Origin of the sequence: Streptomyces sp. OR43 (assembly GCF_008042275.1) — a bacterium.
In the GTDB taxonomy this organism is placed as follows: domain Bacteria; phylum Actinomycetota; class Actinomycetes; order Streptomycetales; family Streptomycetaceae; genus Streptomyces.
The window spans coordinates 307,235-332,112 of sequence record NZ_RDBK01000022.1; the positions used below are offsets into that span (position 1 = coordinate 307,235).

Consider the following 24,878-nt stretch of genomic DNA (forward strand, 5'->3'; position numbering starts at 1 on the left):
ACGACGGCCCACGTCTGTCAGGACCCGGACACCCGTGCGTCCAGGCCGAGTGCGGGAAAGACCGCGCCCTCCACGAAGCGGACGAGGAACGTCTCGTCCGCGTAGGCGCAGTCCAGCAGCGGCCGGGCGCGCATCACGCCCAGCAGCTGGGCGGAGACGAACTCCGCCGCCGGGTTGTCCGCGGCCACCTCGCCGCGCTCCACGCCGCGCGCGACCATGGCGTCAATCGCCGCCAGCTCGGGCAGGATCAGTGACTCGCGCAGCGCGCACAGCAGCTCCGGGCTCTGCAGCGCGGCATGGCTCAGGGCCAGCATCAGGGGCGTGTCGCGTCCGGAGCCCTCGCCGATGGCGCGCGCCGCCTCACGCAGGTCGCCGGCCAGTGTGCCCGTGTCGATCCGGCCGAGCAGTCCGCGCCGGGTCCCGTGCAGTGCGGCGACCACCAGCTCGGGTTTCGAGCCCCACTGGCGGTAGAGAGTGGACTTGCCGCAGCGGGACCGGGAGGCGACGCCCTCCATGGTGAGTGACTCGTAGCCGCTCTCCCTCAGCATGTCGAGCACGGCCGTGTAGAGCTCCTGGGCCCGTTCCGGTGTGATCTTCGAGCGGCGTGACGCGGTGGCCTGTTCCGGCTCCGTTTCCAGCGACGACATGCGCTTTCCCTCTCTGCGACTCTGCGACGAGGTCCATCGATACGCCAGTGTACCGATACGCGAGTGTTCCGATACGCCTCCGTATCGGTACACTGGCGTATCGATACGGCGCGGACCCGTCCCTGCCACCGAAACACCGCTTCGTCAGCAAAGGGGCACCGGATGATGTTCGCCGGTAGCAGGCCCGCCGATCGGGAGCCGGACACCACTGCCCGACCACCCCTCGTCCGCGAGCTTCTTCTGGTCGTAGGACTCTTCGTGATCTACAAGTTCGGCCGCCAGGCGGCCAACGGTCACGTCGACGAGGCGTTCCACAACGCCGCCCGCGTATGGGATCTCGAACGGGCCGTCCACCTGCCCGGCGAGGGCGCCGTGCAAGGGCTGCTGCTCCACGACGAGACGATGGTCCACCTCGCGAACACCTACTACGCGACCGTGCACTTCCCGGCCACCCTGCTCTTCCTCGGCTGGCTGTACTGGCGCCGTCCGCGCCACTACGTATGGTCCCGCCGCATCCTCGCCGTCCTCACGGGCGCCGCACTGGCCCTGCACCTGCTGTTCCCGCTCGCCCCGCCCCGGCTGCTCGCCGCCACCGGCCTGATCGACACCGGTCAGGTCTACGGACCGACGGTGTACGGGTCCACGCCCGCCACCGACTCGATGGCCAACCAGTTCGCCGCGATGCCCTCGCTGCACTTCGGCTGGGCGGTCATGGTCGGCGTCGGCCTGGTCGTCGCCACCCGCTCGCGCCTGCGCTGGCTGTGGCTGCTGCACCCGGCGATCACGCTGCTCGTCATAGTCGGCACCGCCAACCACTACTGGCTGGACTCGATCGTGGTGGCCGCGCTGCTCTCGGTGGCCTTCGCGGCGCTGCGGCTGCCGCGCGCGGAGCCGGTCCGCAAGCATCTGCCGTGGCCGTCCACGGCCGGCGAGCCGGCCTACGCCGTCGCCGCCACCGACGTGTCGGGCCGTTCCTACGCCTCCTTTGGGGCCGGCCGATGAACGCCACCCTGGTCGCCGTCGCGCTGTCGCTCGTCTCCGCCGCCGCCTACGCCTCCGCCGCGGTGGCGCAGGCGCGGCTCGCGGGACGCACCACGCCCGGCACCGGGACGCTCCGGCTGCTCGGCAGCGGCGCATGGTGGTCGGCCGTCGGGCTGAACGCCGGTGGCGCCCTGCTGCACGTCGCCGCACTGAAGTACGGTCCGCTCACCCTCGTCCAGCCGCTCGGCGCGCTCACCCTGGTCGCCGCCGTGCCACTGGGGGCCCGGGCCGCCGGCCGCAGGGTCTCGACGACCGAGTGGCGCGGCACCCTCCTGACGCTGCTGGGCCTGGGCGCCCTGCTGATGACCGCGGGCGGCTCCGCTCCGCACGAGACGCTGAGCCTGGTCGAGGCGCTCGCCGTCGGAGCGGGAACCGTGGCCGTCGTCGCCGGGCTCAGCCGCCCCGGCGCCCGCCCCGGCCTGCGGCACGCCGCGGCCTCGGGCATCACCTCGGGCGTCGCCTCCGCGCTGACGCAGACGCTGACCGTCGCCGTCACCGACCACACCACGGGCCCGCTGTTCAGCTGGCGCCTGGTGGTCGTCGCGGTGCTCGTGTCGGCCTTCGCGATGGGCGGACTGCTCCTCTCCCAGACCGCCTACCGGGGCGGCCTCGGTGCGCCGCTCGCCGTGGTCACCCTCGCCAATCCGGTCGCGGCGGCGGCCATCGGCCTGGCCCTGCTGGGGGAGCGGCTCCAGGGCGGGACGATCAGCCTGGTCCCGGCGCTGCTGGGCTCGGCGGCGGCGGTGCGGGGCGTGATCCTGCTCAGCCGCGCCCAGGCGCAGACCGCGCCGGCCGTGGACGCGGTCCCGGCCGGACGGCCTCCGGCCACCCCGTCGAGGGTGGTCATCAAGAGCCCGCGGGCCGCACTCCACCAGGAACACGGCCACCTGCGCCGGATCCGGGCCGGCCGCTCCTAGGACCGGCCCGCCCGGCGACCGCTACCCGAGATCGGCCGCCGCGGCGCCGGCGTCCTCGTCCAGTGCCCGGGTCAGCCAGCCGACCCAGAAGTTCTCCAGATCGATGCCGCCGCGCAGCACGAGATGGCGCAGCCGGTCCTGAGCGGCGTCCCGACCGGGCGGGAAGTCCCGCTCCTCGATCTCCAGATACTCCGCGAGCCGGAGCCGGTGCAGCGCGAGGTGGCGGCGCAGCTCCGCGTCGAGGCCGGGCGCGCCCACGACCGCCGCCGCCCGCATCCGCAGCAGCAGCGGATCGCGGATCTGCTTGGGGTCCTCCGGGCGGGCGACCCAGGCGGACAGTGCCTCGCGGCCCGCGGGCAGCACCTCGTACTCCTTCTTCTGCCCCCGGGCCGGCTGTGCGGGCGCCAGTGCCCTGATCTGTCCGGCCTGCTCCAGCTTCCCCAGCTCGCGGTAGATCTGCTGATGCGTGGCCGACCAGAAGTAGCCGATCGAACGGTCGAACCTGCGGGTCAGCTCCAGCCCCGACGACGGCTTCTCGAGCAGGGCGGTGAGGATCGCGTGCGGGAGTGACATGGGGTGCATCCTAAGGAGCCCCGGAGGGCCGGACGGGAGGTCCGGCCCCCGGAGACCGTGATCAGAGCGTGGCGGCGAGTTCCGTGCCCTGGCGGATCGCCCGCTTGGCGTCCAGCTCGGCCGCCACATCGGCGCCGCCGATCAGATGCGCGGGACGGCCGGCGGCGAGGAGTTCCTCGTACAGGTCCCGGCGGGGCTCCTGGCCCGCGCAGAGCACGATCGTGTCGACCGGCAGCAGCTGCTGTTCTCCGTCGACCGTGACATGCAGTCCGTCGTCGTCGATCCGGTCGTAGCCGACTCCCGCGATCATGGTGACACCGCGGTGGCGGAGCTCGGTGCGGTGGATCCACCCCGTCGTCCTGCCGAGACCCGCGCCGACCTTGCTCGCCTTGCGCTGGAGCAGATGGACGGTGCGCGCGGACTTCGGGCGCTCGGCGGTGCCGAGTCCGCCCCGCTCGCGGTATTCGGTGTCGACGCCCCACTGCCGGAAGAACGCCTCCGGGTCCAGGCTCGCCGCGTCCCCGCCGTCGGTCAGGAACTCCGCCACGTCGAAGCCGATCCCGCCCGCACCGACCAGTGCCACCCGGTCACCGACCGGCGCCCCGTGCCGCAGCACGTCCAGGTAGCTGACCACGCTCGGGTGGTCCACGCCCGGGATCACCGGCGTCCGGGGCGTGACACCGGTGGCCAGGACGACCTCGTCGAAGCCGTCGAGCTCCTCGGGACCGACCTCGGCGCCGAGCCGAAGCTCGACCTTCTCCTCCGCCAGCCGGGTACGGAAGTAGCGCAGCGTCTCGTTGAACTCCTCCTTGCCCGGCACCCGGCGTGCCACGTTGAGCTGCCCGCCGATCTCCTCCGCCGCGTCGAAGAGCGTCACCCCGTGCCCGCGCTCGGCGGCGGTCACGGCACAGGCGAGCCCGGCCGGACCGGCACCGACGACCGCGACGCGCTTACGGGTGCGGGTCGGCGACAGGGTGAGTTCGGTCTCGTGGCAGGCGCGCGGGTTGACCAGGCAGGAGGTGACCTTGCCGCTGAAGACGTGGTCCAGGCAGGCCTGGTTGCAGCCGATGCACGTGTTGATCGCGTCCGCGCGGCCCTCGCTCGCCTTCGCGACGAAATCCGGGTCCGCGAGGAAGGGCCGGGCCATCGACACCATGTCCGCCCGGCCCGCCGCCAGGATGTCCTCGGCGACCTCGGGGGTGTTGATGCGGTTACTCGTCACCAGCGGTACGGAAACGGCGCCGCGCACCTTCTCGGTGACCCAGGTGAAGGCGCCGCGCGGCACGGACGTCGCGATGGTGGGGATGCGGGCCTCGTGCCAGCCGATGCCGGTGTTGATGATCGTGGCCCCGGCCGCCTCGATCTCCCGGGCCAGCCGCACGACCTCCTCCAGCGACGATCCGCCGGGCACCAGGTCCAGCATCGAGAGCCGGTAGATCAGGATGAAGTCGCTGCCGACCCGCTCCCGGACCCGCCGCACGATCTCGACGGGGAAACGGATGCGGTTCTCGTACGAGCCGCCCCAGCGGTCCTCGCGGTGATTGGTCGCCGACGCGATGAACTCGTTGATCAGATAGCCCTCGGAGCCCATGATCTCGACGCCGTCGTACCCCGCGCTCCGGGCCAGCGCCGCAGCCGTGACGAAGTCCTCGATCGTCGACTCGACCTCGTCGTCGGTCAGGGCGTGCGGGACGAAGCCGCTGATCGGCGCCTGGATCGCGCTCGGCGCCACCAGAGCGGGGTGGTGCGCGTAGCGCCCGAAGTGCAGGATCTGCATGGCGATCCGGCCGCCCGCCTCGTGCACGGCAGACGTCACCACGGCATGCTGCGCCGCCTCCGCCTCGGTCGTCATCTTGGCGCCGCCGGGCAGGGAGCATGCCCGCTCGTTCGGCGCGATGCCCCCGGTGACCATGAGGCCCACACCGCCGCGGGCACGGGCCGCGTAGAAGGCGGCCATGCGCTCGAAGCCGTTCTCGGCCTCCTCCAGGCCGATGTGCATCGACCCCATCAGCACCCGGTTGGGGAGGGTGGTGAACCCGAGGTCGAGCGGGCTCAGCAGATGCGGGTACGGGCTCATGCGGGGGCTCCTCGCGCGGTGTGGGTACGCCAGTTCTAGACCACCGGATCGCTGTTGTGCAACAAGTTGCACAATGAGGTACGTCGCACTGTGTCACGGGTCACGCGCCGCTCCCGGGTCCCCCGGACGGCGTAACAACGTGACCCCTCGGGACCCCGGTGCGCGGAGAGTGGATGACGTAGCGCACCCGGGCCCCTTCCTTCCGGCCGGGCCCCCGACCCTTCCGGAGACCCTCATGGGCAGCGTCAACCGTCGTGACCTCGGCCTGCTTGTCCTTCGTGTCGGCACCGGCGCGGTGCTGGCCGCGCACGGCAGCCAGAAACTCGCCGGCTGGTTCGGCGGCGGCGGCATCGAGGGCACCACGGCCGCGATGGAGGCTATGGGCTTCCACCCGCCGAAGCACAGCGCCATCGCCGCCGGCCTGGGCGAGGCCGGCGGCGGCGTCCTGCTGGCCCTGGGCCTGGCCACCCCGGCCGCCGGCGCGGCCGCGGCGGGCGCTATGGCGGGAGCCGTGGCCGTCCATGCCCCCGCCGGGTTCTTCGCGCAGGGCGGCGGCTACGAATACCCCGCCTTCCTCGGCTTCACCGCTGCCGCGATCGGCCTGACCGGACCCGGCCGCTACTCCGTGGACCACGCCACCCGGCACGCGTTCAACCAGCCCTGGATGGTGGCGCTGGCCTTCGTGGGCAGCGCCGCGGCCGCGGTCGCCGTCGTCGGCAAGCGGGCCAAGGGACAGGTCGCGGAGCCGGAGGAGTTCTGAGCCCTGCTGGGTGCCGGGCTCAGCGCACCGGCCTCCAGCGGCTCGCCTTCGACGCGGCGATCAGCGCGGGAACCGTCTCGAACTTGACGCGCGGGCGGCCCTGTTCGCGGCCCCGGGCCTGCTCGGCGCGGTCGATGGCGGCCAGGCCCCGGGCGTCGACCACCTGACGGCCACGGTTGCGGGCCAGCCGCGCGAACGCCTTCGCCGGGTACGCGGGTGAGGGCAGCGCGCCCGCGACGGCGTCGGCCAGGAGGGTGCCGACGGTCTCGGCGGCGCAGGTGCGGTTGGCCCCGATGCCGCCCGAGGGGCCGCGCTTGATCCAGCCGACGACATAGCTGCCGGGCATGCCCGCCACCCGGCCGCCCTCGTGCGGCACGGTGCCGGTCGCCTCGTCGAAGGGCAGACCGGGCACCGGCAGGCCCCGGTAGCCGATCGCCCGCAGGAACAGCCCGGCGGGAACGACCTGTTCGCCGTCGGCGGCCGTCACCCGCACCGCCTCGACGCCATCGCCGCCGAGCACCTCCACCGGCGAGGAATGGAAGCGGAAGACGAGACGACGCCCGGGCGGCGGGGGTTGCGACCAGTCGACCGCCTCCCGGAGCAATTCACGTAGCAGGGCAGCCTTTTCGCCCGTGGCCGCCGCCTCGATCGCCGCTCCGGTCCGCGGGTCGCCGTCGTCGACCACCAGCTCCACGCCGGGCAGGTGCCGGAGGGCGAGCAGTTCGGACGCGGTGCAGGCGGTGTCGTCGGGGCCGCGCCTGCCGAGCAGGACGACCTCGCGGACCTTGGACTCCCGCAGGGCCGCCAGCGCGTGCCCGGCGATATCCGTGCCCGCGAGCGCGGCGGGGTCGGTGACGAGGATGCGCGCCACATCCAGCGCGACGTTGCCGTTGCCGGCGACGATCACCCGCTCCGCGGACAGGTCGAAGGCATGCGGCGGGACCTCCGGGTGGGCGTTGTACCAGGACACGAACGAGGTGGCCGGGATGCTGGCCGCAAGCTCCTCGCCCGGGATGCCGAGCCGGCGGGAGTCCGACGCCCCGACCGCGTAGATCACCGCGTCGTGATGGGCGGCGAGCTCCTCGACGGTGAGGTCCTTGCCGACCTCGACCCCCAGATGCATGCGGACCCGGGGGTGGGAGTGGAACCGCGCGAAGGTCTCGCCGACCCCCTTCGTCGCGGGGTGGTCGGGCGCCACGCCGTACCGGACGAGGCCGCCCGCCACCGGCAGCCGGTCGATCAGCGACACCTCGGCGTTGGTGTGCAGCAGCAGGTCCTCGGCCGCGTACATCCCGGCCGGGCCGGTGCCGACGACGGCCACCCGGATCGGGGCGAAGTCCGACGGCAGGCTGCGGGGGAACGACGGCTCGCCCCAGGCGTGGAAGTTCGGGCCGGCGGCCCGCTCCGGCTTCCGGTCCGCGTAGTACGCCGCGTTGATGCCGGCGTACTCCCGCTGCGCTCCGAAGAGGCTGTCCACCGGGAAGATCGCGTCGACCGGGCAGGCGTCCGCGCAGGCGCCGCAGTCGATGCAGGTCTCGGGGTCGACGTACAGCATCTCCGTGCTGCCGAAGGCCTGCTCCCCGGGCGCGGGATGGATGCAGTTGACGGGGCACACGGCGACACAGGTGGCGTCGCTGCAGCAGGTCTGGGTGATGGCGTAGGTCATCGCGTCAGCTCGGGCTCTCGGCTCGGATCGGATCGGGGCGGCGCGCCCGCGGGGGACCGGGGGTCAGATCAGGTGGGCGCGCTTGTAGAAGAACAGGGCCGGTCCGGTGAGGAGGCGGGCCGAGGCCAGGAACTCCATCAGGCCCGAACAGCTGGAGCGCATCAGGGACTTGTGGTGCTCGTTGGCCTTCGCCTCGGCGCGGGCGCGTGCGCCGTCCAGCCCCGCGTTCGCGTAGACATCCCGGTTCACCATGCTGGTGACGATGTAGTACGAGGCGATGGCGACCACGAGTGAGTTGATCTGCCGGCGCAGCGGCCCCGCGGTGCGCAGGCGCCTGCGGGTCTCGTCGCGGGCGAACTTCATGTGCCGCGACTCCTCCACCACATGGATGTTGTTGATCGTCCGGACGAACGGCGCGACCCGCTCGTCCCGCATCCAGTCGCGCTGCATCACATCGAGCACCTCCTCCGCCACGAGGATCGCCGCGTACGCCGCCTCGCCGAAGGCAAGTGTCTTGAAGGCGCGGCCCAGTTCGACCACCGGGCGACGCGGCCGGTAGGCCGGTGCGCCCAGCTTCGCGGCGCCGCGCGCGAACATGATGGAGTGCCGGCACTCGTCGGCGACCTCGGTGAGCGCCCACTGGAAACGGGGGTCCGTGGGGTCCTTGGCGTACATGTCGCGCAGCACCATCTGCTGGAGGATCATCTCGAACCAGATGCCGGTGCTGGCGACGGAGGCCGCCTCCTGGCGCGTCAGTGCCTTGCGCTGGTCATCGGTCAACTCCTGCCAGTACGCGGTGCCGTAGAGGGTGCTCCACTCCGGGCTCGCGCCATGGTGCGCGGTGTCCAGGGGCGTGTTCCAGTCCACCTCGGTGGACGGGTCGTACGAGAGCTTCGCGGCCGAGTCGAGCAGGCGCCGGGCGACGTCCTCCCCGGCGAGACGGTCCTGGTCCTCCGGCCGGACGGTGCTGCTTGCCATGGTGCGGCTCCTTGAATCGAGACAGATCGACCCGACGGTGCCCGGACTCCTCTCTCATCCCGTGTCTGCCCGATGAGAGCGACGGCCGCCGGGCGCCGCCTCCCGCTTGTTAGACGCTCCGTCTAGCAAGCTGTTAGACGGAAGGTATAGCAAGAGGGCCGTGCGGGCCTACCCCCGCGTAGGGAATCCGTACGATCTCTCCACGACAAGGCGTACTTCGGGGCCGCGCGAGGCCGGCCCCGGCCCTTGTCGGCCGTACCCGCACCGGGAGATCATGGTGAGCGCGCCGCGGCGCCCGGCCTCCGCAGGGGGCGGCAGCCGGACCGGAATCGTCCCTGGAGAGTCATGGCTGTCGCTGTCGTCTACTTCTTCGTCGCCCTGGGCGCCGCGTTGTTCTTCGGCAGGAGCCTGGACCACCAGCTCCAGGGCCCGCGGCTGCGGAGCGCCTGGGACGGCCTCACCGCCGAGGCGCGGTGCACAGCGGTGCGTACGGAGGAGATCCAGGACTCCGAGGGTGCGCCGATGACCCAGCACCATCACACGCTGGAATTCCGTACGCCCGACGGCCGGACCGTCTCCTTCGAGGAACGCCAGGCCCGACTCGACGTGAAGACGGGCGAGTTCGTCACGGTGTACTACGCCGAGGACGCGCCCGATTCCGCGACCGCCCGCACGCCGTCCTTCGTGCCGCGTCATATCAGGGTGCTCGTCCCCGCGGTGGGAGGCGTGTTCGCCCTGGTGACGGCCGTCGTGCTGGCAGGAGTGCTCTGAGCGGGCCCGCCCCGCCCCCTCGCTCCGGCGCGGGGCTCAGGCCATGAGCAGACGCAGACCCAGATCTGCCGCGTCGAGGCCGGCGAGGCCGCTGTTGCGCTCGGCCCACCGGCCGGAGCCGAGGTCGTCGCCGAGACGGCGAACCGCCCGCTGCTCCGCCTCCGGACCCACCCTCGTCCACACCGACATCGCACGCCGCACATGATCCTCCAGATACGCCCCGGGCCGGCGCCAGTACGCCTCGAACAGCCCGTCGGCGCAGTCCCACGGGACGGGCACGGGCTCGACGCGGGCGCTGATCGCGCCGGCCATCCCGGCCAGCGAGGGAAAGCCCGTCAGAACACCGGCGAATTCGGGGAGGTAGTCACGCGTGAGCCAGAACCGGTCCTGCCATCCGGGCTCGTCGGTGTCGAACGTGAGCACCACCACGCGGCGGGCCACACGCCGCATCTCGCGTAGCCCGGCCACCGGGTCCTCCCAGTGGTGAACCGTAGAGACGGCCATCGCGACGTCGAAGGAGCGGTCCTCGAACGGCAGGCTCTCCGCCGCGGCGGCCACACACGGTGCCGACCCGGCCGGACGCTGCTCCCGCATGACCGCCGAGGGCTCCACCGCGGTCACGTCGCGGTCGGGCGGCTCGTAGGAGCCGGTGCCGGCCCCGACGTTCAGCACCGTCCGCGCGTCCCCGAGCGCGTCCCAGATCTGTGCGGCGATCCTCGGGTCGGTACGCCGGGTCGCGGTGTAGGCGCCGCCGATCGCGTCGTACAGCCGTGCACCGAGCATCTCGAACTGTTCCTCCGGTGTCACTTTCAGTCCCTTCGCCCGGGCTACCAGTTCGCTGTCGATGGCCGCTACCATGGCGTCGGCGCGATCACGCCGTTCCACCAGCAGGCCGCGCAGCCGGCGCAGGTGCGCGACCGTGTCGGCGGCCGGGTCGCCGACCAGTTCCGCGATCTCCCGCAGCCCGAAGCCGAGCCGCCGGTAGGCCAGTACCTCGCGCAGTCGTTCCACGTCGGCCGCCGCATAGGCCCGGTAGCCGGCCGGGGTCCGTGCCGACGGCCGGACGAGGCCGATCGCGTCGTAGTGATGCAGCGTGCGGACGCTCACGCCGGCCAGCTCCGCCACGCGTCCCACGGTCCAGTGATCTTCCACGGCTCCGACTATGCGGCCTGACGCCACGTGAGGGTCAAGCGCGATGTGCGTCGGATGCCGCTTCCGCCGAAGGGGCCGGAATCGCGGCGGCGGTGCGCGCCTCCTGCCAGGGCAGAAGCAGCGCACTCGTCACGCACAGCAGTCCGGCGATGAGCAGGGCGCCGCGTACGCCCGCCGCACCGGCGAGGATGCCACCGGCGATCATGAACGCGGCCTGGGAGGTCTTCGCGCCGACCGACCAGGAGGTGCCGACGCGGGACATGAACGCGTCGGGTGTGGCCGCCATCCGATAGGTGGTGTACGACGGATTGAAGACGCCGGCGGAAAGGAGCAGTCCGAAGTCGGCGGCCACGACGGTGAACACACCGGGGGCGCCGGACGGCGCCAGGGGCAGCAGGACCAGCCAGCACGTGCGCAGGACTCCGGAGAGCAGCAGAACGCGGCGCTGTCCCAACCGCCGGGTGAGCGGCGGCGCAAGCCGCGAACCGAGCACGCCACCCAGACACGGCAGGCCCAGGGCGAGTCCGTACTGCCACGGCTCCAGACCGAGGTCACGCAGCATGAGCACGGCCATCAGCGGAGACGCCATCATGACGGAGCCGCCGAAGAGCAGCGCGTTGAAGAACAGCGGGCGCAGCCCTGGATGCCGCAGGAGGTACTGCCAGCCGGCGGCGATGTCGCGCCCCGGGTGCGAGCCGGCCGCGCGCACCGGTGGCGCGGGTTCGGGTTGCCGGACGCGACGGATCCCGAGGGCCGAGCCGAGAAACGACAGCGCATCGGCCACCATCGTGGCGGCGGCGCCCAGCACCCCGATCAGCAGCCCGCCGACGGGCGGACCCGCGCTGACACTGATCCAGGTGGTGGTCTCGAGCAGGCTGTTGGCGCGAAGCCGGTGCGCGGGCGGGACGAGTGCCTTGAGATGCGCGCCGCTCGCCGCGTCGAACGCGACGGACGCGGCCGTCTGGAGAATTCCGACGGCGCACAGCTGGGTGAACGTGAGCCCGTCGACGGCCATGGCGACCGGAATGCTCGCCAGCACCGCGCAGCGGACCAGATCGGCGGTGATCATGACCGGCCGCTTGTACCGGTGCTCGATACGGACACCGAGCGGCAGGGCGATGAGGGCGCTGGCCACGGCGGACATCGCGGCGAGCAGGGAGACCTGGAACGCCGAGCAGTGCAGCACCAGGAGGGCGACCAGCGGCAGCGCCCCCATCCCGACGGCGCTGCCCGCCGCACTGACCGCGTACGCGCCCCACAGCCGCCGGAAGTCCCGCCCGAGCGCGTTCCCGCGTACCAACCGGACCTCCCAGGTGTGAGGGCGCTCAGCGTAGTGGTGCTCAGCCGCGCGTACGCCGACGCAGGAGCCGGATCACCACCACCGCGCACAGCACGGCCGCCGCGGGCGCCGCGGCCTTCCTGAGCAGGACGGGCAGCGCGGCCGCGCCCAGGTCGATGGCCTCCGGCTCCGGTGCGGGCCCGCCACGGAGCGCTTGGGCGGCGCTCGCCGTGGATGTCGGCGGCGGGACAGGACCGGCATCCCGCAACAGCGCTTCGAGCCGGGAGGCGAACTGCTGGACGATGCGGTCGCCGACCTCGGTCATGATGCCCCGGCCGAACTGCGCCGGCCGGCCCGTGATGTCCAGATCCGTGCGCACGCGGACCAGGGTGCCGCCCGGCGCGGCGCTCAGGGTCGCGGTGACGCGGGCCGATGCGGTGCCCGCGCCACGGGTCTCGCTCCCGCTGAGGTCGAGGAACATCGACCGGGCGGCTCCGTCGCGGGAGACGGTTCCCTCGCCGCGGTAACTCATCTGCACCGCACCGACCTTGACCTTGACGCGGCCGGTGAACGAGTCGTCGTCGAGGGTGTCCAGCACGGCGCCGGGCATACAGGGCGCGACCCGGTCGAGTTCCTGGAAGAGCTCCCAGGCGTCGTCGGGGCCGGCGGGGACGGTGAAGGAGTGGTCCAGTTGCATGATCGTCCGATCTGGGAGCGGCCGGCTGTGATGGAGGAGCCGGTCCGGGTGTGGGGAGGACTCAGGCGTCGACTGCCGCGCGGATCAGCGCGCGTACCCGGCTCGGTGAGAGGGGGCCGCGGCGGACGACCACGCCGAAGGGGCGCAGCGCGTCCTCGACGGCGCCGGCGAGGACCGCCTGGGGTGCGATCGCGCCGCCTTCGCCGAGTCCCTTGACGCCGAGGTCGTTCATGGGGCTCGGGGTGAAGATCTCGTCCATGTCGAGGTCCGGGATCTCCGAGGACGTGGGCACCAGGTAGTCCATGTACGTGCCGGTGCGGGGCTGGCCGTCGGGGCCGTAGACCATCTCCTCGTACAGCGCTCCGCCGATGCCCTGCGCGATGCCGCCGGTGACCTGGCCTTCCGCGATCATCGGGTTGACGATGTTGCCCGCGTCATGGACGACGACGTAGTGCAGGATCTCGATCTCGCCGGTGTGCTCGTCGACCTCGACGACCGCCGCGTGCGCGCCGCTCGCGACGGCGAAACCCGGCGGACGGAAGTGCACGGTCTCGCTGATCTCGGTTCCGTGCCGGCCGTCGGTGGGCTCGGGGACGCCGGGCAGCGGTGCCTTGCCCGCCAGCTCCGCCAGGCCGATGGAAGGGCCACCCGGCTGGTCGGACGACGCGACGCCCTCGCTCAGGACGAGGCTCTCCGCCGTGACACCGAGGCGGCGGGCAGCCGCTTCGACGATCCGCTCGCGGACGAGCCGGCCCGCCCGGTGGGTGGCGTTCCCGGCGTTGACGAGGGCACGGCTGGCGATGGTGCCCACACCGAACGGGGTGGCGTCGGTGTCCCCGCCGATCACGTCGATGACATCGAGCGGCACCCCGATGGCGTCGGCGGCGATCTGTGCCATGGACGTGCGGTGCCCCTGCCCCTGGGACGGGGCGCCGATGGCGAGCCGCACCCGGCCGCTGGGCAGGAGGTCGATGCGGGCGGTCTCGAAGGGCCCGAGGCCGGTCGCCTCGATGTACAGGGCGAAGCCGATGCCGAGGTGCTTGCCGTCGCGGCCGTCTTCGCGTCGGCGGGAAGGCTGCCGGGAGGCGTGGTGGGGTTTCCGGCGAGCGCTTTGCCGGGCGCGCACCCCTTCGACGTCGGCCTTCGCCACCGCCCGCCGCAGGAGTTCGGGGAAGTCCCCGGAGTCGTAGGACTGCGGGCTGCCCGAGCGGTCCACCAGGCCGGTCGCGTACGGCATCTCGTCGGGCCGCACCAGATTGCGTGCTCTCAACTCCTCTGGCTCGATGCCGAGTTCCACGGCCAGCCGGTCCATGGCCCGTTCCATGGCGAAGACCGTCTCCGGACGTCCGGCGCCCCGGTAGGGCGTGGCGAAGGTCGTGTTGGTGAGTACGCCGGTGACATCGATGTGCACGTTCGGCACGCGATAGGGCCCCAGCAGATGGCACAGCGAGTTGTACGGCACGACCAGGCCGGTCATGTTGTACGCGCCGAAGTTGACGGTGATCCTGTCGCGTACGGCGACGATGCGTCCTCCGGCGTCCGCGGCGAGTTCGATGCGGTGGATCTGTTCTCGGGCGTGCGAGGAGGCGGTGAGGTTCTCGTTGCGGTCCTCGCGCCACAGCACGGGGCGGCCGAGGCGACGAGCGGCGTGCGGCACGAGGAGTTCCTCGACGTAGAGGATGCCCTTCTGGCCGAAGCCACCGCCGACATCGGCCGCGATGACGTGGACCGCGGCGGAATCGAGGCCGAGGGTGTGGGCGACGGCGTCCCGGAGCCGGTGCGGGGTCTGGGTGCCCGACCAGACGGTCAGCCGGCCGCTGTACGGATCGACCTGGGCCGAGACGGCGCGGGTCTCGATCGGTGAGGCGACGTACCGGTGGGCCTCGAACCGCTCGCTGACCACGGCGTGCGCGCCGGCGAACGCCGTCTCCGGGTCGCCGACGCGGGCGGCGACGGCGACCGCGGTGTTGTCCGGCAGGTCCTCGTGCAGCCGGACCGCGTCCTCGCGCAGGGCGTGCTCGGGGTCGACCAGAACCGGCAGCGGGGCGTACCGGACCTCGACGAGCTCCAGGGCGTCCTCGGCGAGGTAGCGGTTCTCCGCGAGGACGACGGCGACGGGCTGGCCGACGTAGAGGACCTTGTCGCGGGCCAGCAGCGGCATGGGAGTCATGCGGACCAGCGGATCGAGGAGTGCGGCGAGACCGGGCGGAGTGCGCAACTCCTCCTTGTTCAGCATCGCGGGCAGGTCCGCCACGTCGTCGCCGGTCCACACGGCGACGACGCCGGGCGCGGTCAGGGCCGCGGTCACGTCGACCGACTCGATACGGGCATGGGCGTGCGGGCTGCGCAGGAAGGCCGCCTCGACGGCGCCCGGGAGGGCGATGTCGTCGACATAGCGGCCGGCACCGCGCAGCAGGCGGTCGTCCTCGACGCGCGGGACGGACCGGCCGATCCAGTTGCCGTTGCTTTGGCCGGACCGGTCCCGGTCGGAGGCGTGGGACATGCGGATCACTCCCCGAATCGCTCGTCGAGTGCCTGGCACACGGCACGGCGGATGTTGCGGTAGCCGGTGCACCGGCAGAGGTGCCCGCTGAGCGCGTCGGCGACCTGTTCCTCGTCGGGGCGTTCGCCCTGCTCGGTCAGGGCGGTCGTCGTCATGACGAATCCGGGTGTGCAGAACCCGCACTGCATGCCGTGGCACTCGTGGAAGGCCCGCTGTACGGGGGAGAGCGGGGCGTCGGCGGGAGCGAGGCCCTCGACGGTGCGCAGGACGGTCCCGTCGCACTGCACGGCCAGGGTCAGACAGGCGCGTACCGGCTCGTCGTGGACGAGGACGGTGCAGGCGCCGCAGACCCCGTGTTCGCAGCCGGCATGGGTGCCGGTCAGACCGAGCCGGTCGCGCAGGAAGTCGCTGAGCAGCAGCCGCGACTCGACCTGCGCGGTGACCGGCCGTCCGTTGACGGTGAGCCCGATCGCGTGCCAGGCGGAGGGCTCGGCGAGCGGCGGTGTGCGCGCGACGAGCGGGGCGGGGACGGAGGTGGTCATCAGCAGCGCTCCCAGGCGGTGGTGCAGGCGCGGACGAGGAGATGGGCGGCGCCCTCGCGCCGGTACTCGGCGGTGGCGTGGACGTCGTCGGCGGGGGTGAGGCCGGCCAGCGCGACGCGGGCCGCGGCAGCGAGGGCGTGCTCGCCGACGTCGGTGCCGACGAGGGCGTCCTCGACGGCGGGCAGGCGTACGGGGACGGGCCCCGCGCCGCAGAAGACGACGCGGGCGGTGCGGGCGGTGTCCGTGGCGGTGTCCGGTTCCAGGACGACGGCCACTCCCACGGTGGCGAAGTCACCGTGCCTGCGGGTGAGTTCCTCGAAGGCCCAGCCGTGGTGTGCGGGCAGCGCCGGGAACACGGCCTCGGTGAGAAGCTCGTCGGCTTCGACGGCCGTGGAGAAGGTGGCGACGAAGAAGTCCTCGGCGCCGACGGTACGGGTGCCCCGGGGCCCGGTGATCACGAAGCGGGCGCCCAGGCACAGCGCCGCGGTGGGGAGTTCGGCGGCCGGGTCATGGTGGGCGAGGCTGCCGCAGACGGTGCCGCGGTGGCGGATCTGGGGGTGCCCGATCCGGCCGATCGCGGCGGCCAGGAGCGGCCAGCCGGCCCGTACGGAGCTGTCCGCGGCGGCGTGGGCCTGCCGCACGGCGGCTCCGATACGCAGGTCGCCCGCCCCGTCCACGTGGAGGCGGCCGAGTTCGGGGATCCGGGTGATGTCCACGAGCAGCTCGGGCCTGGCGAGGCGCATGTTCAGCATGGGGATCAGGGACTGGCCGCCCGCGACGACCTTGACCTCCCGTTCCTCGTCGCGGAGGAGGGCGACCGCTTCGCCGACGGTGCTGGGGGCGGTGTAGTCGAAGGATGTGGGTTTCAACCCGCTGCCACCGAACCTCTCGTGTTCTCGTCGCACCGTCGTCTTCGGAACGAGCGACTTATCTAGTACCTGAAATGATTTACATTAAAGTTTCCTCTTGGCAAGAGGCTGTCCGAAACTTCACGGCCCGCGGAGGGCGATATGCGACATGTCATCGACCGGGCGGCCGCCTGGCAACGCTCCGGAACCCGCTTCGTCATGGCGACCGTCGTGCGTACCTGGGGCTCGTCCCCGCACGGACCGGGTGCCTCGATGCTCGTGTCCGAGGACGGCCGCGTCGTCGGCAGCGTCTCCGGGGGCTGTGTCGAGGCCGAGGTCTGTGCGCTGGCGGAGGACGTGCTCGCGGGCGCGGCCCCGGTGCTCGCACGCTGGGGCATCGGCGACGAGGACGCCTTCGCGGTGGGCCTGACCTGCGGCGGAACGATCGAGGTGCTGATCAGGGAGATAGCCGCGCAGGTGCCTCTCGGCCGGCTTGCCGCCGACATCGCGGCCGGCGTGCCGGTGGCTCTCGTCACCCCGGTGGTCGGCGATGGCTGGCTGGTCGTCGGCGGTGGAACGGTGAGCGGCTCGCTGGGCGACCCGCGGAGGGACCGAGCTGCGGCGTTGGCGGCCGAGGGGATGCTCGGCCGTGACGCTGACGGGCTGGTGACGAGTGGGAGTGATGTCGGCCGCGGGTCGGTGGGCAATGGAATCGATGCCGCAGAAGGGCTGGTGACCAGCGGAAATGATGCCGCCGAAGGGCTGGTGACCAGTGGAAACGATGCAGCCGGCGGGGCGGTCTGCGCGCCGGGGCGTGAGCTGCTGGTGCAGTCCTTCGGCTCGCGGCCCCGCCTGCTGATCTTCGGTGCGGCGGAGTTCGCCCGGCCCCTGGCCGACATGGGCGCAGCGCTCGGCCACCGGGTCACGGTCTGCGATGCCCGGCCCGCCTTTGCGACGGCCGAGCGGTTCCCGCGCGCCGACGAGGTCGTCGTGGAACGCCCGGACCGCTGGTTCCGCACCCACGAGGACCGGATCGACGCCATGACCGCCGTCTGCGTGCTGAGCCACGACACACGGTTCGACGTGCCGGTTCTCACCCTCGCCCTGCGTAGCGCGGCCGGATACGTCGGAGCCATGGGAAGCCGCCGGACGCACGAGGACCGGATGGACCGACTGCGCGCGGCGGGTGTGGGGGAGGCGGAGACGGCGAGGCTGCGCTCGCCGATCGGGCTCGATCTGGGCGGCAGGGGCCCTGAAGAGGCCGCCTTGTCCATCCTGGCCGAGATCGTGGCGGTGAGGCGGGGCGGAACCGCCCTGCCGCTCACTCTGGGGACGGGGCCTGTCCACGCAAGGTGACTGTTTTTGAACGCGTGTTTTTATGAACGACCGTTTAATTTGAACGCTCGTTTAATGTAGAACCCGTGGATCCAGAGCACCAGAGCCGTCGACGGCCCGCCGAGCGCCCCGAGCCGGGACAGGCATCACAGCGCCGCCCCGGCTCGCACGACCCGGAGGGCAACCGCCATGCGGTTCTCGAAGCGGCCCGGCGGCTCTTCGGCGCGCACGGGTACAGAGGCGTGGGCGTCCGTGCCATCGCTGCCGAGGCCGGAGTGACACCCGGCCTGGTGATGGCGTACTTCGGAACCAAGGACGGCCTGTTCCGCGAGGCGGTGGCGGGCGGGACGGGCGTCACCGGTGACGTCCTGTCCGCCATGTCCGCCGGAGCGGACAAAGTGCCCGCGGCACTCGCCCGCGCCTACCTCGGCCGGTGGGACAGCCTGCCGGCCGACGACCCCTGGCCCGCCCTGATCCGTTCCGCCCTCAGCCATCCACCGAGCGCCGAACTCCTGCGTACGATCCTGGAGAAGCAGGTCGGCGAGCCCCTCGCGCGTCTGCTCGGCGACTCGGCCGGTGCGGACGTGCGTGCCGCGCTCATCCGCAGTGTCCTGTTCGGCGTGATCATGGAGCGCTACCTCTTCGCGCATGAACCGGCGGCCTCCGTCCCGGCCGAGGAGTTCGCCCCGGCGTTGACGGACGTGCTCGTCACCGCTTTCGGCGACGCCCTCGACGCCGTACCCCCACCGCCTGCGCGGCACGGGACGGCGGACGGCGAGACGGACCCCGTTTCCCCGGCTGCCCCCGCTCCTCCGCTTCCCGCCGACTTCCGTCCGCAGTTCCAGGGGCCGGCGGCGGACGGACTTCCGGCCGCACTCTTCGCGCGACTCGACGCATGTTCCGCCGCCCATCAGGAACTGATCGGCAGAACCCTGCGTGAGTACGGCATCAGCCTGTCCGCCTACGACGTGCTCGCCGCGCTCCGCGATGCGGGAGAACCCTACCGGCGGACGACGGGTGAGGTGGCGGCAGCCGGCCGGGTCCGCGCGGGTGGCCTCACCCAGCATGTGGACCGCCTGGAGGCGGCGGGCCTGGTCGAGCGGGAACGGGACGCGGACGACCGCCGGATCATCCGGCTCCGCCTCACCGCGGAGGGTCTCGAACTGGCCGACCGGGTCCACGCCGTGCGGTCGGCCCAGGAGCAGGAACTGCTCGCCGGTCTGAGCGCGGCGGACAGACGCCGGCTCGCCGGTCTGCTCGGTGCTCTGGGGGACAGTGTGGAGGCAAGCGCTCGGGGGCGCTGACGCCAAGTGCGTTGACCCGTGGTGTTGGTGACGCGGATGAGGGGAGGCCGGCCGCACGAAGGGCGGACCGGCGGCCGGACCCGCCTTGCCGGGCAGCCACGCTGTCAGGCCGCCCGGATCCGGTCCCGTACCTCCGGCCGCGCCTCGACCCTGCCGCCTTGTACGTGGCGATGCCACCGACTTTGGCACTCGGGCGCTGATCTGTCCCTCCGGCGTGGTGGAAGCCCGAGCCTCGGGACAGAAGGGACGGAGCCGACCGAGACGATGCCGACGGCGTCGCACCATCTCGAGCCCGAGGGAGAACTGAGCCTGGGCTCTTCGGGTGGCCTCTCACCCTGTGAGTGGTCCCGTGTCCCGCGCCGCCCTTGCGAGTGCACGGACCAGTTCTGTCTCTCCGGCCGTCGGCCAGATCAGGGCCCAGCTCGCCATCGGGGCGTCGTGCGGGTGGAGATAGCGGAGGCCGTGCCACTGGTAGTAGCGTGCGGCATCGCCGTGGACCAGGCTGATCGTCTCGCCTGCCGCGACCACGGCGGCGAGCTCCTGGAACGAGGAGACCTTCGGGCCGCGCCGGATGGGCCGGCCGCCGGGGGTGTGGGTGGGGACGAGCGTCTGCAGCCAGTAGTCGGGGACGGGCGTGGCGGGGTGGGGGAAAGGCCAGTCGGCCAGGTCCTCCATGCTGACGGTTTCCCGGCGGGCGAGAGGGTGGTCGGTGGCGACCATGAGAAGCAGGGGTTCGGTGATGACGATCGGCCCGACGGTGAGATCTGGTTCACGGACGGGCAGCCAGGCGGTCGCCACGTCGACCGAGCCGTTCCTCAGGGGGCCGAAGGGGTCCGTGAAGATGATCTCCTGGATGCGGAGGTCGACCTCGGGGTGCCGGCTCCGGAACAGGTCAAGTATGCGTACTTGGTCGTGTGCCTGCGGGCCGTGCAGCCCGAGGGTCAGCGTGCTGGTGGTACCGCGGGCGGCAGCGGTGGCGGTACGAGTGCCTTCGAGTATCTGCTGGTAGCCCGCGCTGAGGTCTTGCCGAAGTTGTGTTCCGATGACAGTGAGCTCGACCTGGCGGCTGTTCCGGGCGAAGAGGCGCGCGCCGATCTGCCGTTCCTGTTTGGCGATCGACTGGCTCACTCGCGCCTGTGACACGTGGAGGCGCTCCGCGGTCCGGCCGAAGTGCAGTTCCTCGGCCAGCGTCAGGAAGATCTCGATGTCCCGTAGTTCCATTGCCCCCGCCTTCAGCGATAACTCCTGGGTTATCAGACCATGTGCAGCCGGGCGTTGTTCGCGCGTTTCGCGCGCTGCATCCTGGATCCCATCCTCTTCACGGACATCCACTGATACTCAGCGCAGGCGCAGGGAGATGACGTGCTCACACCGCTCGCGTACGGCTTGGCCGTGGTGCTTGATCTCCTGGTGGTCTTCATCGGGCTCCGCTTCTTCTTCCAGCCGCGGGCCGCTGCCGCAGGCTACGGCGTGCCGGCCAAGGAGAACGGCGACTCCGCGTACCTGACCATCAAAGGGCTGCGCGACCTCGTCTCGGGCCTTCTCGGGCTCGCCCTGCTGGCCTTCTCGGACGCCGACGCAGCGGCCTGGTTCATGCTCGTGATCGCGCTGACCCCGCTGGGAGACACGGTGATCGTCCTCCGTAACGGTGGTACCAGAGCAGTGGCCTTCGGAATCCACCTGGCCACGGCAGTCGCAGTCCTTGTCTCGGCCGCACTTCTCTTCGCAGCCTGACCCCTACGCCACGCCGCCACTCCGCAGCTTTGGGAAAGCGAGCAGATGTCCCTCATCACCCCGGATTTCGACCGGCCTCTTCTCGTGCGCGAGGCAGACGCCGAGATCATCGGACGCGCCCCGACCACCATTCGTCTGCTGGCCGACAGCAACGCCACGGGCGGTGCGCTCTCCACGCAGCGTGTCACCCTCGCCGACGGCGCGAACGGCGCGAACCCCCATCACCACGCCAACTCCGTCGAGCTCTTCTACCTGCTGGAGGGCACGGCCCAATTCCTGTCCGGCGAATCGGTCGTCACGGCCCAGCGTGGCGACCTCGTCGTCGTTCCGCCGAACGTCCCGCACGCCTTCGCGGCCGCCCCCGGTGAGAACGCGGACATCCTCATCGTGATCACCCCGGGGGTGGAGCGGTTCGAGTACTTCCGTCACCTCGAGCGCATCGCGTACGGAAAGGTCCCGCCGGAGAGCCTGCTGGACGTCCAAGAGCTGTACGACACGTACTTCCAGCAGAGCGAGGCGTGGAATTCCGCTCGCGCCTGATCCTGCGAGGCCCGGACGCGGAGTCGGCCGGCCAGCTGCGGGGTGTCAAGGAGCGTGGCGTCTGTTGGGACGCGACAGGCACTGGATTCACGCTCGTCACTGGCCGCCGAAGTGATCCTGGTGGGTCGTCGGCATCCTGATTCCGGTCCTCGGCGTCCTTGCCGCCCTGTCTGCACGGAGCAGCAACAAGGACTCACAGGACACCAGTCCGGCCGCCGGGCCTACGGGGCGAACGGCCAACGGCGGAAGCCATTTTCGATACGCGAGGAAGATCATTCATGGCTCGATGCAAGGCATGTCCCGAGAGGAAGGGCCAGTGCCGCACGTGCAAGGGCACCGGCAAGGTCTACGCATGGTCCGGCCCGCGTAAGTGTGACAAGTGCGGAGGCGACGGCGTCTGCTGCGGGTGTAACGGGTCGGGCTCCACACCCGACTGGTAGTCCAAGCCAAACGGCGATGTCGAGGAGGATGAAATGCGTGGGCGAGGTTGGGTGTTCGTCGCGGCTACCGTTGTGGCGCTGACGGCGGTCAGTGGCTGTGGCGGTGGCAGCGAGGACGGAGCCGAGCGCTCCGACGGCTATGGGCAGTCCGCCGGCAGCGGAGGGCGGCTCGCGGACGCTGAGCCGCCGCCCAGACCGAGTGCTGCGACCATGTCGGACATCGAGACGTTCGTCACCCAGCGCACCACCTGCCGCGACCTGCACGTGGAGGACAGTGCGGACGAGGAGGATCCCGAGGCACCAGCAGTCGGCAAGGCTTGGGGTATTAAGGAGCGAGCCGTTTGCTGGGACGAGAAGGGCATGGACATCACGCTCATGTCCATCGCCGACATGAAGACCTTCCAGGTACAGGCGAAGCGCCACAGCTCCGCGTACCTGGTGGGGGCGGACTTCGCCGTCTTCGCGCGCTTTGATCAGCCAACCAATGATCTCAAGGACTCCGGGCTCCTGGCTCTCGTCTGCGATCCGGAGATTCGGATTCCGAGCGGCTACAAGAGGGAAAAGGCGCTCGTTGACGGCTGCACGTTGACCGACTTCTTCCCCTGACAGGACATCACTGCGTGCTGCGCTCCCCAGGCCGAGGGGGTGCAGCACGGTAGTGCCGCGTTGTCGCAGAGCACGCGGGCATCAGTACGTCCAAGGCGCGCAGTACGATGCGATGCGTTTCCCCCCGGCCTGATCAGCAGCGCCCGTCAGGCAGCAGTGCGAACCACGGTCTGAGTCCGGCCGGCTGATGGCCAAAGGGGCCGTGCCCCGTGAGCCAGAGCGATGTCGGTGGCCGACAGGGCGGGCCATTTCGTACCCTCCCGGGCCTCGCTGAAATCCAGATCGATTGCACCTGCCTGGCTCATGGCCCGGGCTTACCCTCCACCGGCTTTGTCTGTTCTGTGGGTGTGCCCAAATGTGTTCGACACCGTTGCCTGCCGACTGGTCGGCTGGGACTCTGGTCGCATGGCCGACACTCACTCGCGCGGGTACCTGCTTGCCGCACGCTGGATGGTCTGGTGCGGAATCTTGCTCTTCGTACTCGGTCTGGCCGGCCTCGCCGGTTCGCATAGCGACGGGGCGATGTCGTGGGCGTGTGAACCGACTTGCAGACGCGTGCGAAGCGGGCTGTGGAACAGCGTTGGGACGGCCGGCGCGCTGAGTACCGTGACAGGGGTGGCGCTGCTGGTTGCGGCGTTCCTGATGGTCATGCTCCGTAGGCCGCGCTCCGAGGGGGAAAGCGCCGGAAGGTGATGGACGAAGTCGTACTGATCGACGGCACCCTCGTTGCGACCGTCCGGCGCACCGGAGGCGACAACCGGCGCAACTACTCCGGCAAGCACTGGCGCCACGGCCTGCACTTCCTCGCCCTCACCGACGAGAAGGGGCGGCTGTTGTGGATCTCCGCAGCCCGCCCCGGCGCCACCCACGACGTCACCGCCGCCCGCCGCGACAACGTCGTCCGCCACCTGCGCGAGGCCGGCCTCGGCGCGCTGGCCGACCTCGGCTTCGTCGGCCTCGACACCACCCCCGACTCCGACGACCCGGTCGTGATCACCGGCTTCAAGGCCACCCGCGCGGCCAGGCTCAACCCCGCCCAGAAGCAGGCCAACCAGGTCCTCGCCGCCGCACGAGCCCCCGTCGAGCACGGCTTCGCGAACCTCAATGCTGGCGCATTCTGACCAAACTCCGCACCAACCCGGCACGGGCCACCCACCTCCTGCGGGCCCTCCTCGTCCTTACGAACCGCGAGATCCGCCCTGAAAACTGGCTAACGATCAAGACGTGGGACTTCCGCCGCCGACCAGCCCGAGTACCCCACCGACACGTCACACCCAGCCCCGTTCACCAGCGGAAATCAGGCGGCCGGGCCGGGCAGCCCCGCCGCCGTGCTGACCATGTCGCTCCCTCTCCGCGGCGGGCGCCGGATCAGCCGACCTGGAGGCTGACTTCGATGCCGTTCCGTGTCATTCGGGAGTACGGGCAGATCTCGTGCGCCTTGTCCAGGAGCTTCTGCGCGACCGCGGGCTCGACGCCAGGCAGGTGCGCGGTCAGGTCGGCGAGGATGCCGAACCCGTCGCCGTTCTTGCCGATCGAGACCCGGGCGGTGACGCTGGAGCCGTTGATGTCGACCTTCTCCGCATCGGCCACGATGGCGATGGACGCGTGGAAGCAGGCGCTGTATGTGGCGGCGAAGAGCTGCTCGGGGTTGGTCCCGCGGCCGGCTCCGCCGAGCTCCTTGGGCTGGCTCACGGTGACGTCGAGCCTTCCGTCGTCGGACGAGACGCGGCCCTCGCGGCCGCTTTCCGCGGTGGCGACGCCGGTGTAGAGCAGGACGTCGGTCTTCTGGATGCGCATGACTGGCCTTTCCGTTCTGTTGGCTGAGTGTCGGGAATGTGACGGAGGCGCAGGCGCACGATCAGCACATGCCCCCGGAACGGCGTCACCTGGCCGGGATCGGCTGAGTGAGGTTCACCGGGTTGCCGTCAGGGTCCTGGCTGTGGGCGACACGCTGTCCCCACGGCATGTCGTTGGGGCCGCCGCGGACCGAGCCGCCCAGCGCCTCCACCCGGCCGAGCATCTCGTCGACGCCGTCGACACCGATGCTGAGCAGGATCCGCGACGCCGCCCCAGTTCCCGGTTTCGCCTTGGCCACCAGCCCGAGGTCGGTGTCGCCGATGCGCAGGCCGAGGTAGAAGGCCGGGCCTTTCGCCGGTACTCGGAAGATCTCCTCAGCGCCGAACAATTTCGTAGAGAAGCCGAGCAGAACGCCCTGGTCGGCAGTCACGATCACTGGCTGGATGGTGGACATTGCACTCCTGTCGAGAACGGTCGTGTCGCTAGGTAGACCGTTGGAGGACGGTGAACTCATCGGCAAAACCAGCCCGCCGGACGATCTGCAACTCAGGCTGCCGCCCACGACCGGCACGAGCCCCCGAAACGAGTTCACGCCACCCCGCTGACCAGCCGCTTCAAGATGGCGGAACTTCACCGAAAAGCCCAATGGGCCGTAGCCCGCGGACCGGTGA

At 71.3% G+C, this 24,878-nt stretch carries 24 protein-coding genes; 10 read left to right on the plus strand and 14 right to left on the minus strand.

The genetic code is table 11. The features are described 5' to 3' along the window. Positions 1-17 precede the first annotated feature (17 nt). Positions 18-647 (minus strand): TetR/AcrR family transcriptional regulator, encoded by a 630-nt coding sequence (locus tag EAO72_RS11195; protein WP_148017105.1) that lies wholly within the window; start codon positions 645-647, stop codon positions 18-20. 162 nt (positions 648-809) lie between these two features. Between EAO72_RS11195 and EAO72_RS11200 the strand changes: the two genes are divergently transcribed. Then, complete coding sequence (locus tag EAO72_RS11200; protein WP_261991418.1) at positions 810-1,649, plus strand: phosphatase PAP2 family protein; 840 nt, start codon at positions 810-812, stop codon at positions 1,647-1,649. Further along, positions 1,646-2,605 (plus strand): DMT family protein, encoded by a 960-nt coding sequence (locus tag EAO72_RS11205; protein WP_148017106.1) that lies wholly within the window; start codon positions 1,646-1,648, stop codon positions 2,603-2,605. Before EAO72_RS11200 ends, EAO72_RS11205 begins: the two co-directional genes overlap by 4 nt. A gap of 21 nt (positions 2,606-2,626) precedes the next feature. Here the strand turns inward: EAO72_RS11205 and EAO72_RS11210 are convergent, their stop codons facing one another. Both EAO72_RS11210 and EAO72_RS11215 read right to left on the minus strand, forming a co-directional pair. After that, a complete protein-coding gene (locus tag EAO72_RS11210; protein ID WP_148017107.1) occupies positions 2,627-3,178 on the minus strand; it encodes a PadR family transcriptional regulator in 552 nt (183 codons plus the stop codon). Between the two features lie 61 nt (positions 3,179-3,239). Then, complete coding sequence (locus EAO72_RS11215) at positions 3,240-5,255, minus strand: NADPH-dependent 2,4-dienoyl-CoA reductase (protein WP_148017108.1); 2,016 nt, start codon at positions 5,253-5,255, stop codon at positions 3,240-3,242. Between the two features lie 235 nt (positions 5,256-5,490). Between EAO72_RS11215 and EAO72_RS11220 the strand changes: the two genes are divergently transcribed. Next, on the plus strand, positions 5,491-6,015 hold the full coding sequence (locus tag EAO72_RS11220) for a DoxX family protein (protein ID WP_148017109.1): 525 nt from the start codon (positions 5,491-5,493) through the stop codon (positions 6,013-6,015). A gap of 19 nt (positions 6,016-6,034) precedes the next feature. Here EAO72_RS11220 and EAO72_RS11225 read toward each other — a convergent pair whose 3' ends face one another. Then, complete coding sequence (locus tag EAO72_RS11225; RefSeq protein WP_148017110.1) at positions 6,035-7,681, minus strand: FAD-dependent oxidoreductase; 1,647 nt, start codon at positions 7,679-7,681, stop codon at positions 6,035-6,037. Positions 7,682-7,744: 63 nt separating this feature from the next. Beyond that, positions 7,745-8,659: an AurF N-oxygenase family protein gene (locus EAO72_RS11230; RefSeq protein ID WP_148017111.1), complete on the minus strand. Its 915-nt coding sequence runs from the start codon at positions 8,657-8,659 to the stop codon at positions 7,745-7,747. A gap of 345 nt (positions 8,660-9,004) precedes the next feature. Here EAO72_RS11230 and EAO72_RS11235 point away from each other — a divergent pair, with 345 nt between their 5' ends. Beyond that, positions 9,005-9,430 (plus strand): DUF3592 domain-containing protein, encoded by a 426-nt coding sequence (locus EAO72_RS11235; RefSeq protein ID WP_148017112.1) that lies wholly within the window; start codon positions 9,005-9,007, stop codon positions 9,428-9,430. A 36-nt stretch (positions 9,431-9,466) separates the two neighbouring features. Here EAO72_RS11235 and EAO72_RS11240 read toward each other — a convergent pair whose 3' ends face one another. The 6 genes from EAO72_RS11240 to EAO72_RS11265 all read right to left on the minus strand — a co-directional run bounded on the left by EAO72_RS11240 (position 9,467) and on the right by EAO72_RS11265 (position 16,472). Beyond that, complete coding sequence (locus EAO72_RS11240; protein ID WP_187285016.1) at positions 9,467-10,564, minus strand: MerR family transcriptional regulator; 1,098 nt, start codon at positions 10,562-10,564, stop codon at positions 9,467-9,469. A gap of 52 nt (positions 10,565-10,616) precedes the next feature. Next, positions 10,617-11,882 carry an MFS transporter gene (locus tag EAO72_RS11245; RefSeq protein WP_148017114.1) on the minus strand — a complete coding sequence of 422 codons (1,266 nt, stop codon included), beginning with the start codon at positions 11,880-11,882 and terminating at the stop codon, positions 10,617-10,619. Positions 11,883-11,922: 40 nt separating this feature from the next. Next, positions 11,923-12,558, minus strand: coding sequence for an SRPBCC family protein (locus EAO72_RS11250; RefSeq protein ID WP_148017115.1), 636 nt, complete (start codon positions 12,556-12,558; stop codon positions 11,923-11,925). A gap of 61 nt (positions 12,559-12,619) precedes the next feature. Further along, positions 12,620-15,061, minus strand: coding sequence for a xanthine dehydrogenase family protein molybdopterin-binding subunit (locus EAO72_RS11255; protein WP_148017116.1), 2,442 nt, complete (start codon positions 15,059-15,061; stop codon positions 12,620-12,622). 5 nt (positions 15,062-15,066) lie between these two features. After that, positions 15,067-15,603: a (2Fe-2S)-binding protein gene (locus EAO72_RS11260; protein WP_148017117.1), complete on the minus strand. Its 537-nt coding sequence runs from the start codon at positions 15,601-15,603 to the stop codon at positions 15,067-15,069. Further along, positions 15,603-16,472, minus strand: a complete 870-nt coding sequence (locus EAO72_RS11265; protein WP_148017118.1) for an FAD binding domain-containing protein — start codon at positions 16,470-16,472, stop codon at positions 15,603-15,605. Before EAO72_RS11265 ends, EAO72_RS11260 begins: the two co-directional genes overlap by 1 nt. Before the next feature lie 141 nt (positions 16,473-16,613). Here EAO72_RS11265 and EAO72_RS11270 point away from each other — a divergent pair, with 141 nt between their 5' ends. Both EAO72_RS11270 and EAO72_RS11275 read left to right on the plus strand, forming a co-directional pair. Next, on the plus strand, positions 16,614-17,807 hold the full coding sequence (locus EAO72_RS11270) for an XdhC family protein (RefSeq protein ID WP_148017119.1): 1,194 nt from the start codon (positions 16,614-16,616) through the stop codon (positions 17,805-17,807). Positions 17,808-17,872: 65 nt separating this feature from the next. Then, positions 17,873-19,090 carry a TetR/AcrR family transcriptional regulator gene (locus EAO72_RS11275; RefSeq protein WP_148017120.1) on the plus strand — a complete coding sequence of 406 codons (1,218 nt, stop codon included), beginning with the start codon at positions 17,873-17,875 and terminating at the stop codon, positions 19,088-19,090. A gap of 330 nt (positions 19,091-19,420) precedes the next feature. Here EAO72_RS11275 and EAO72_RS11280 read toward each other — a convergent pair whose 3' ends face one another. After that, positions 19,421-20,311, minus strand: a complete 891-nt coding sequence (locus EAO72_RS11280; protein ID WP_148017121.1) for a LysR family transcriptional regulator — start codon at positions 20,309-20,311, stop codon at positions 19,421-19,423. 141 nt (positions 20,312-20,452) lie between these two features. Between EAO72_RS11280 and EAO72_RS11285 the strand changes: the two genes are divergently transcribed. The 4 genes from EAO72_RS11285 (at position 20,453) to EAO72_RS11300 (ending at position 23,531) form a co-directional block, all read left to right on the plus strand. Next, a complete protein-coding gene (locus EAO72_RS11285; protein WP_148017122.1) occupies positions 20,453-20,824 on the plus strand; it encodes a DUF4267 domain-containing protein in 372 nt (123 codons plus the stop codon). A gap of 45 nt (positions 20,825-20,869) precedes the next feature. Further along, positions 20,870-21,364, plus strand: a complete 495-nt coding sequence (locus EAO72_RS11290; RefSeq protein WP_148017123.1) for a cupin domain-containing protein — start codon at positions 20,870-20,872, stop codon at positions 21,362-21,364. Positions 21,365-21,837: 473 nt separating this feature from the next. Next, complete coding sequence (locus tag EAO72_RS11295; protein ID WP_148017124.1) at positions 21,838-22,410, plus strand: hypothetical protein; 573 nt, start codon at positions 21,838-21,840, stop codon at positions 22,408-22,410. Between the two features lie 692 nt (positions 22,411-23,102). Next, positions 23,103-23,531 carry a transposase family protein gene (locus EAO72_RS11300; protein WP_261991419.1) on the plus strand — a complete coding sequence of 143 codons (429 nt, stop codon included), beginning with the start codon at positions 23,103-23,105 and terminating at the stop codon, positions 23,529-23,531. 247 nt (positions 23,532-23,778) lie between these two features. On the opposite strand, the gene EAO72_RS11305 is transcribed toward EAO72_RS11300, so the two are convergent. Both EAO72_RS11305 and EAO72_RS11310 read right to left on the minus strand, forming a co-directional pair. Continuing rightward, positions 23,779-24,207 (minus strand): organic hydroperoxide resistance protein, encoded by a 429-nt coding sequence (locus EAO72_RS11305; RefSeq protein WP_148017125.1) that lies wholly within the window; start codon positions 24,205-24,207, stop codon positions 23,779-23,781. Between the two features lie 85 nt (positions 24,208-24,292). Then, positions 24,293-24,661: a VOC family protein gene (locus EAO72_RS11310; RefSeq protein ID WP_148017126.1), complete on the minus strand. Its 369-nt coding sequence runs from the start codon at positions 24,659-24,661 to the stop codon at positions 24,293-24,295. Positions 24,662-24,878 lie beyond the last annotated feature (217 nt).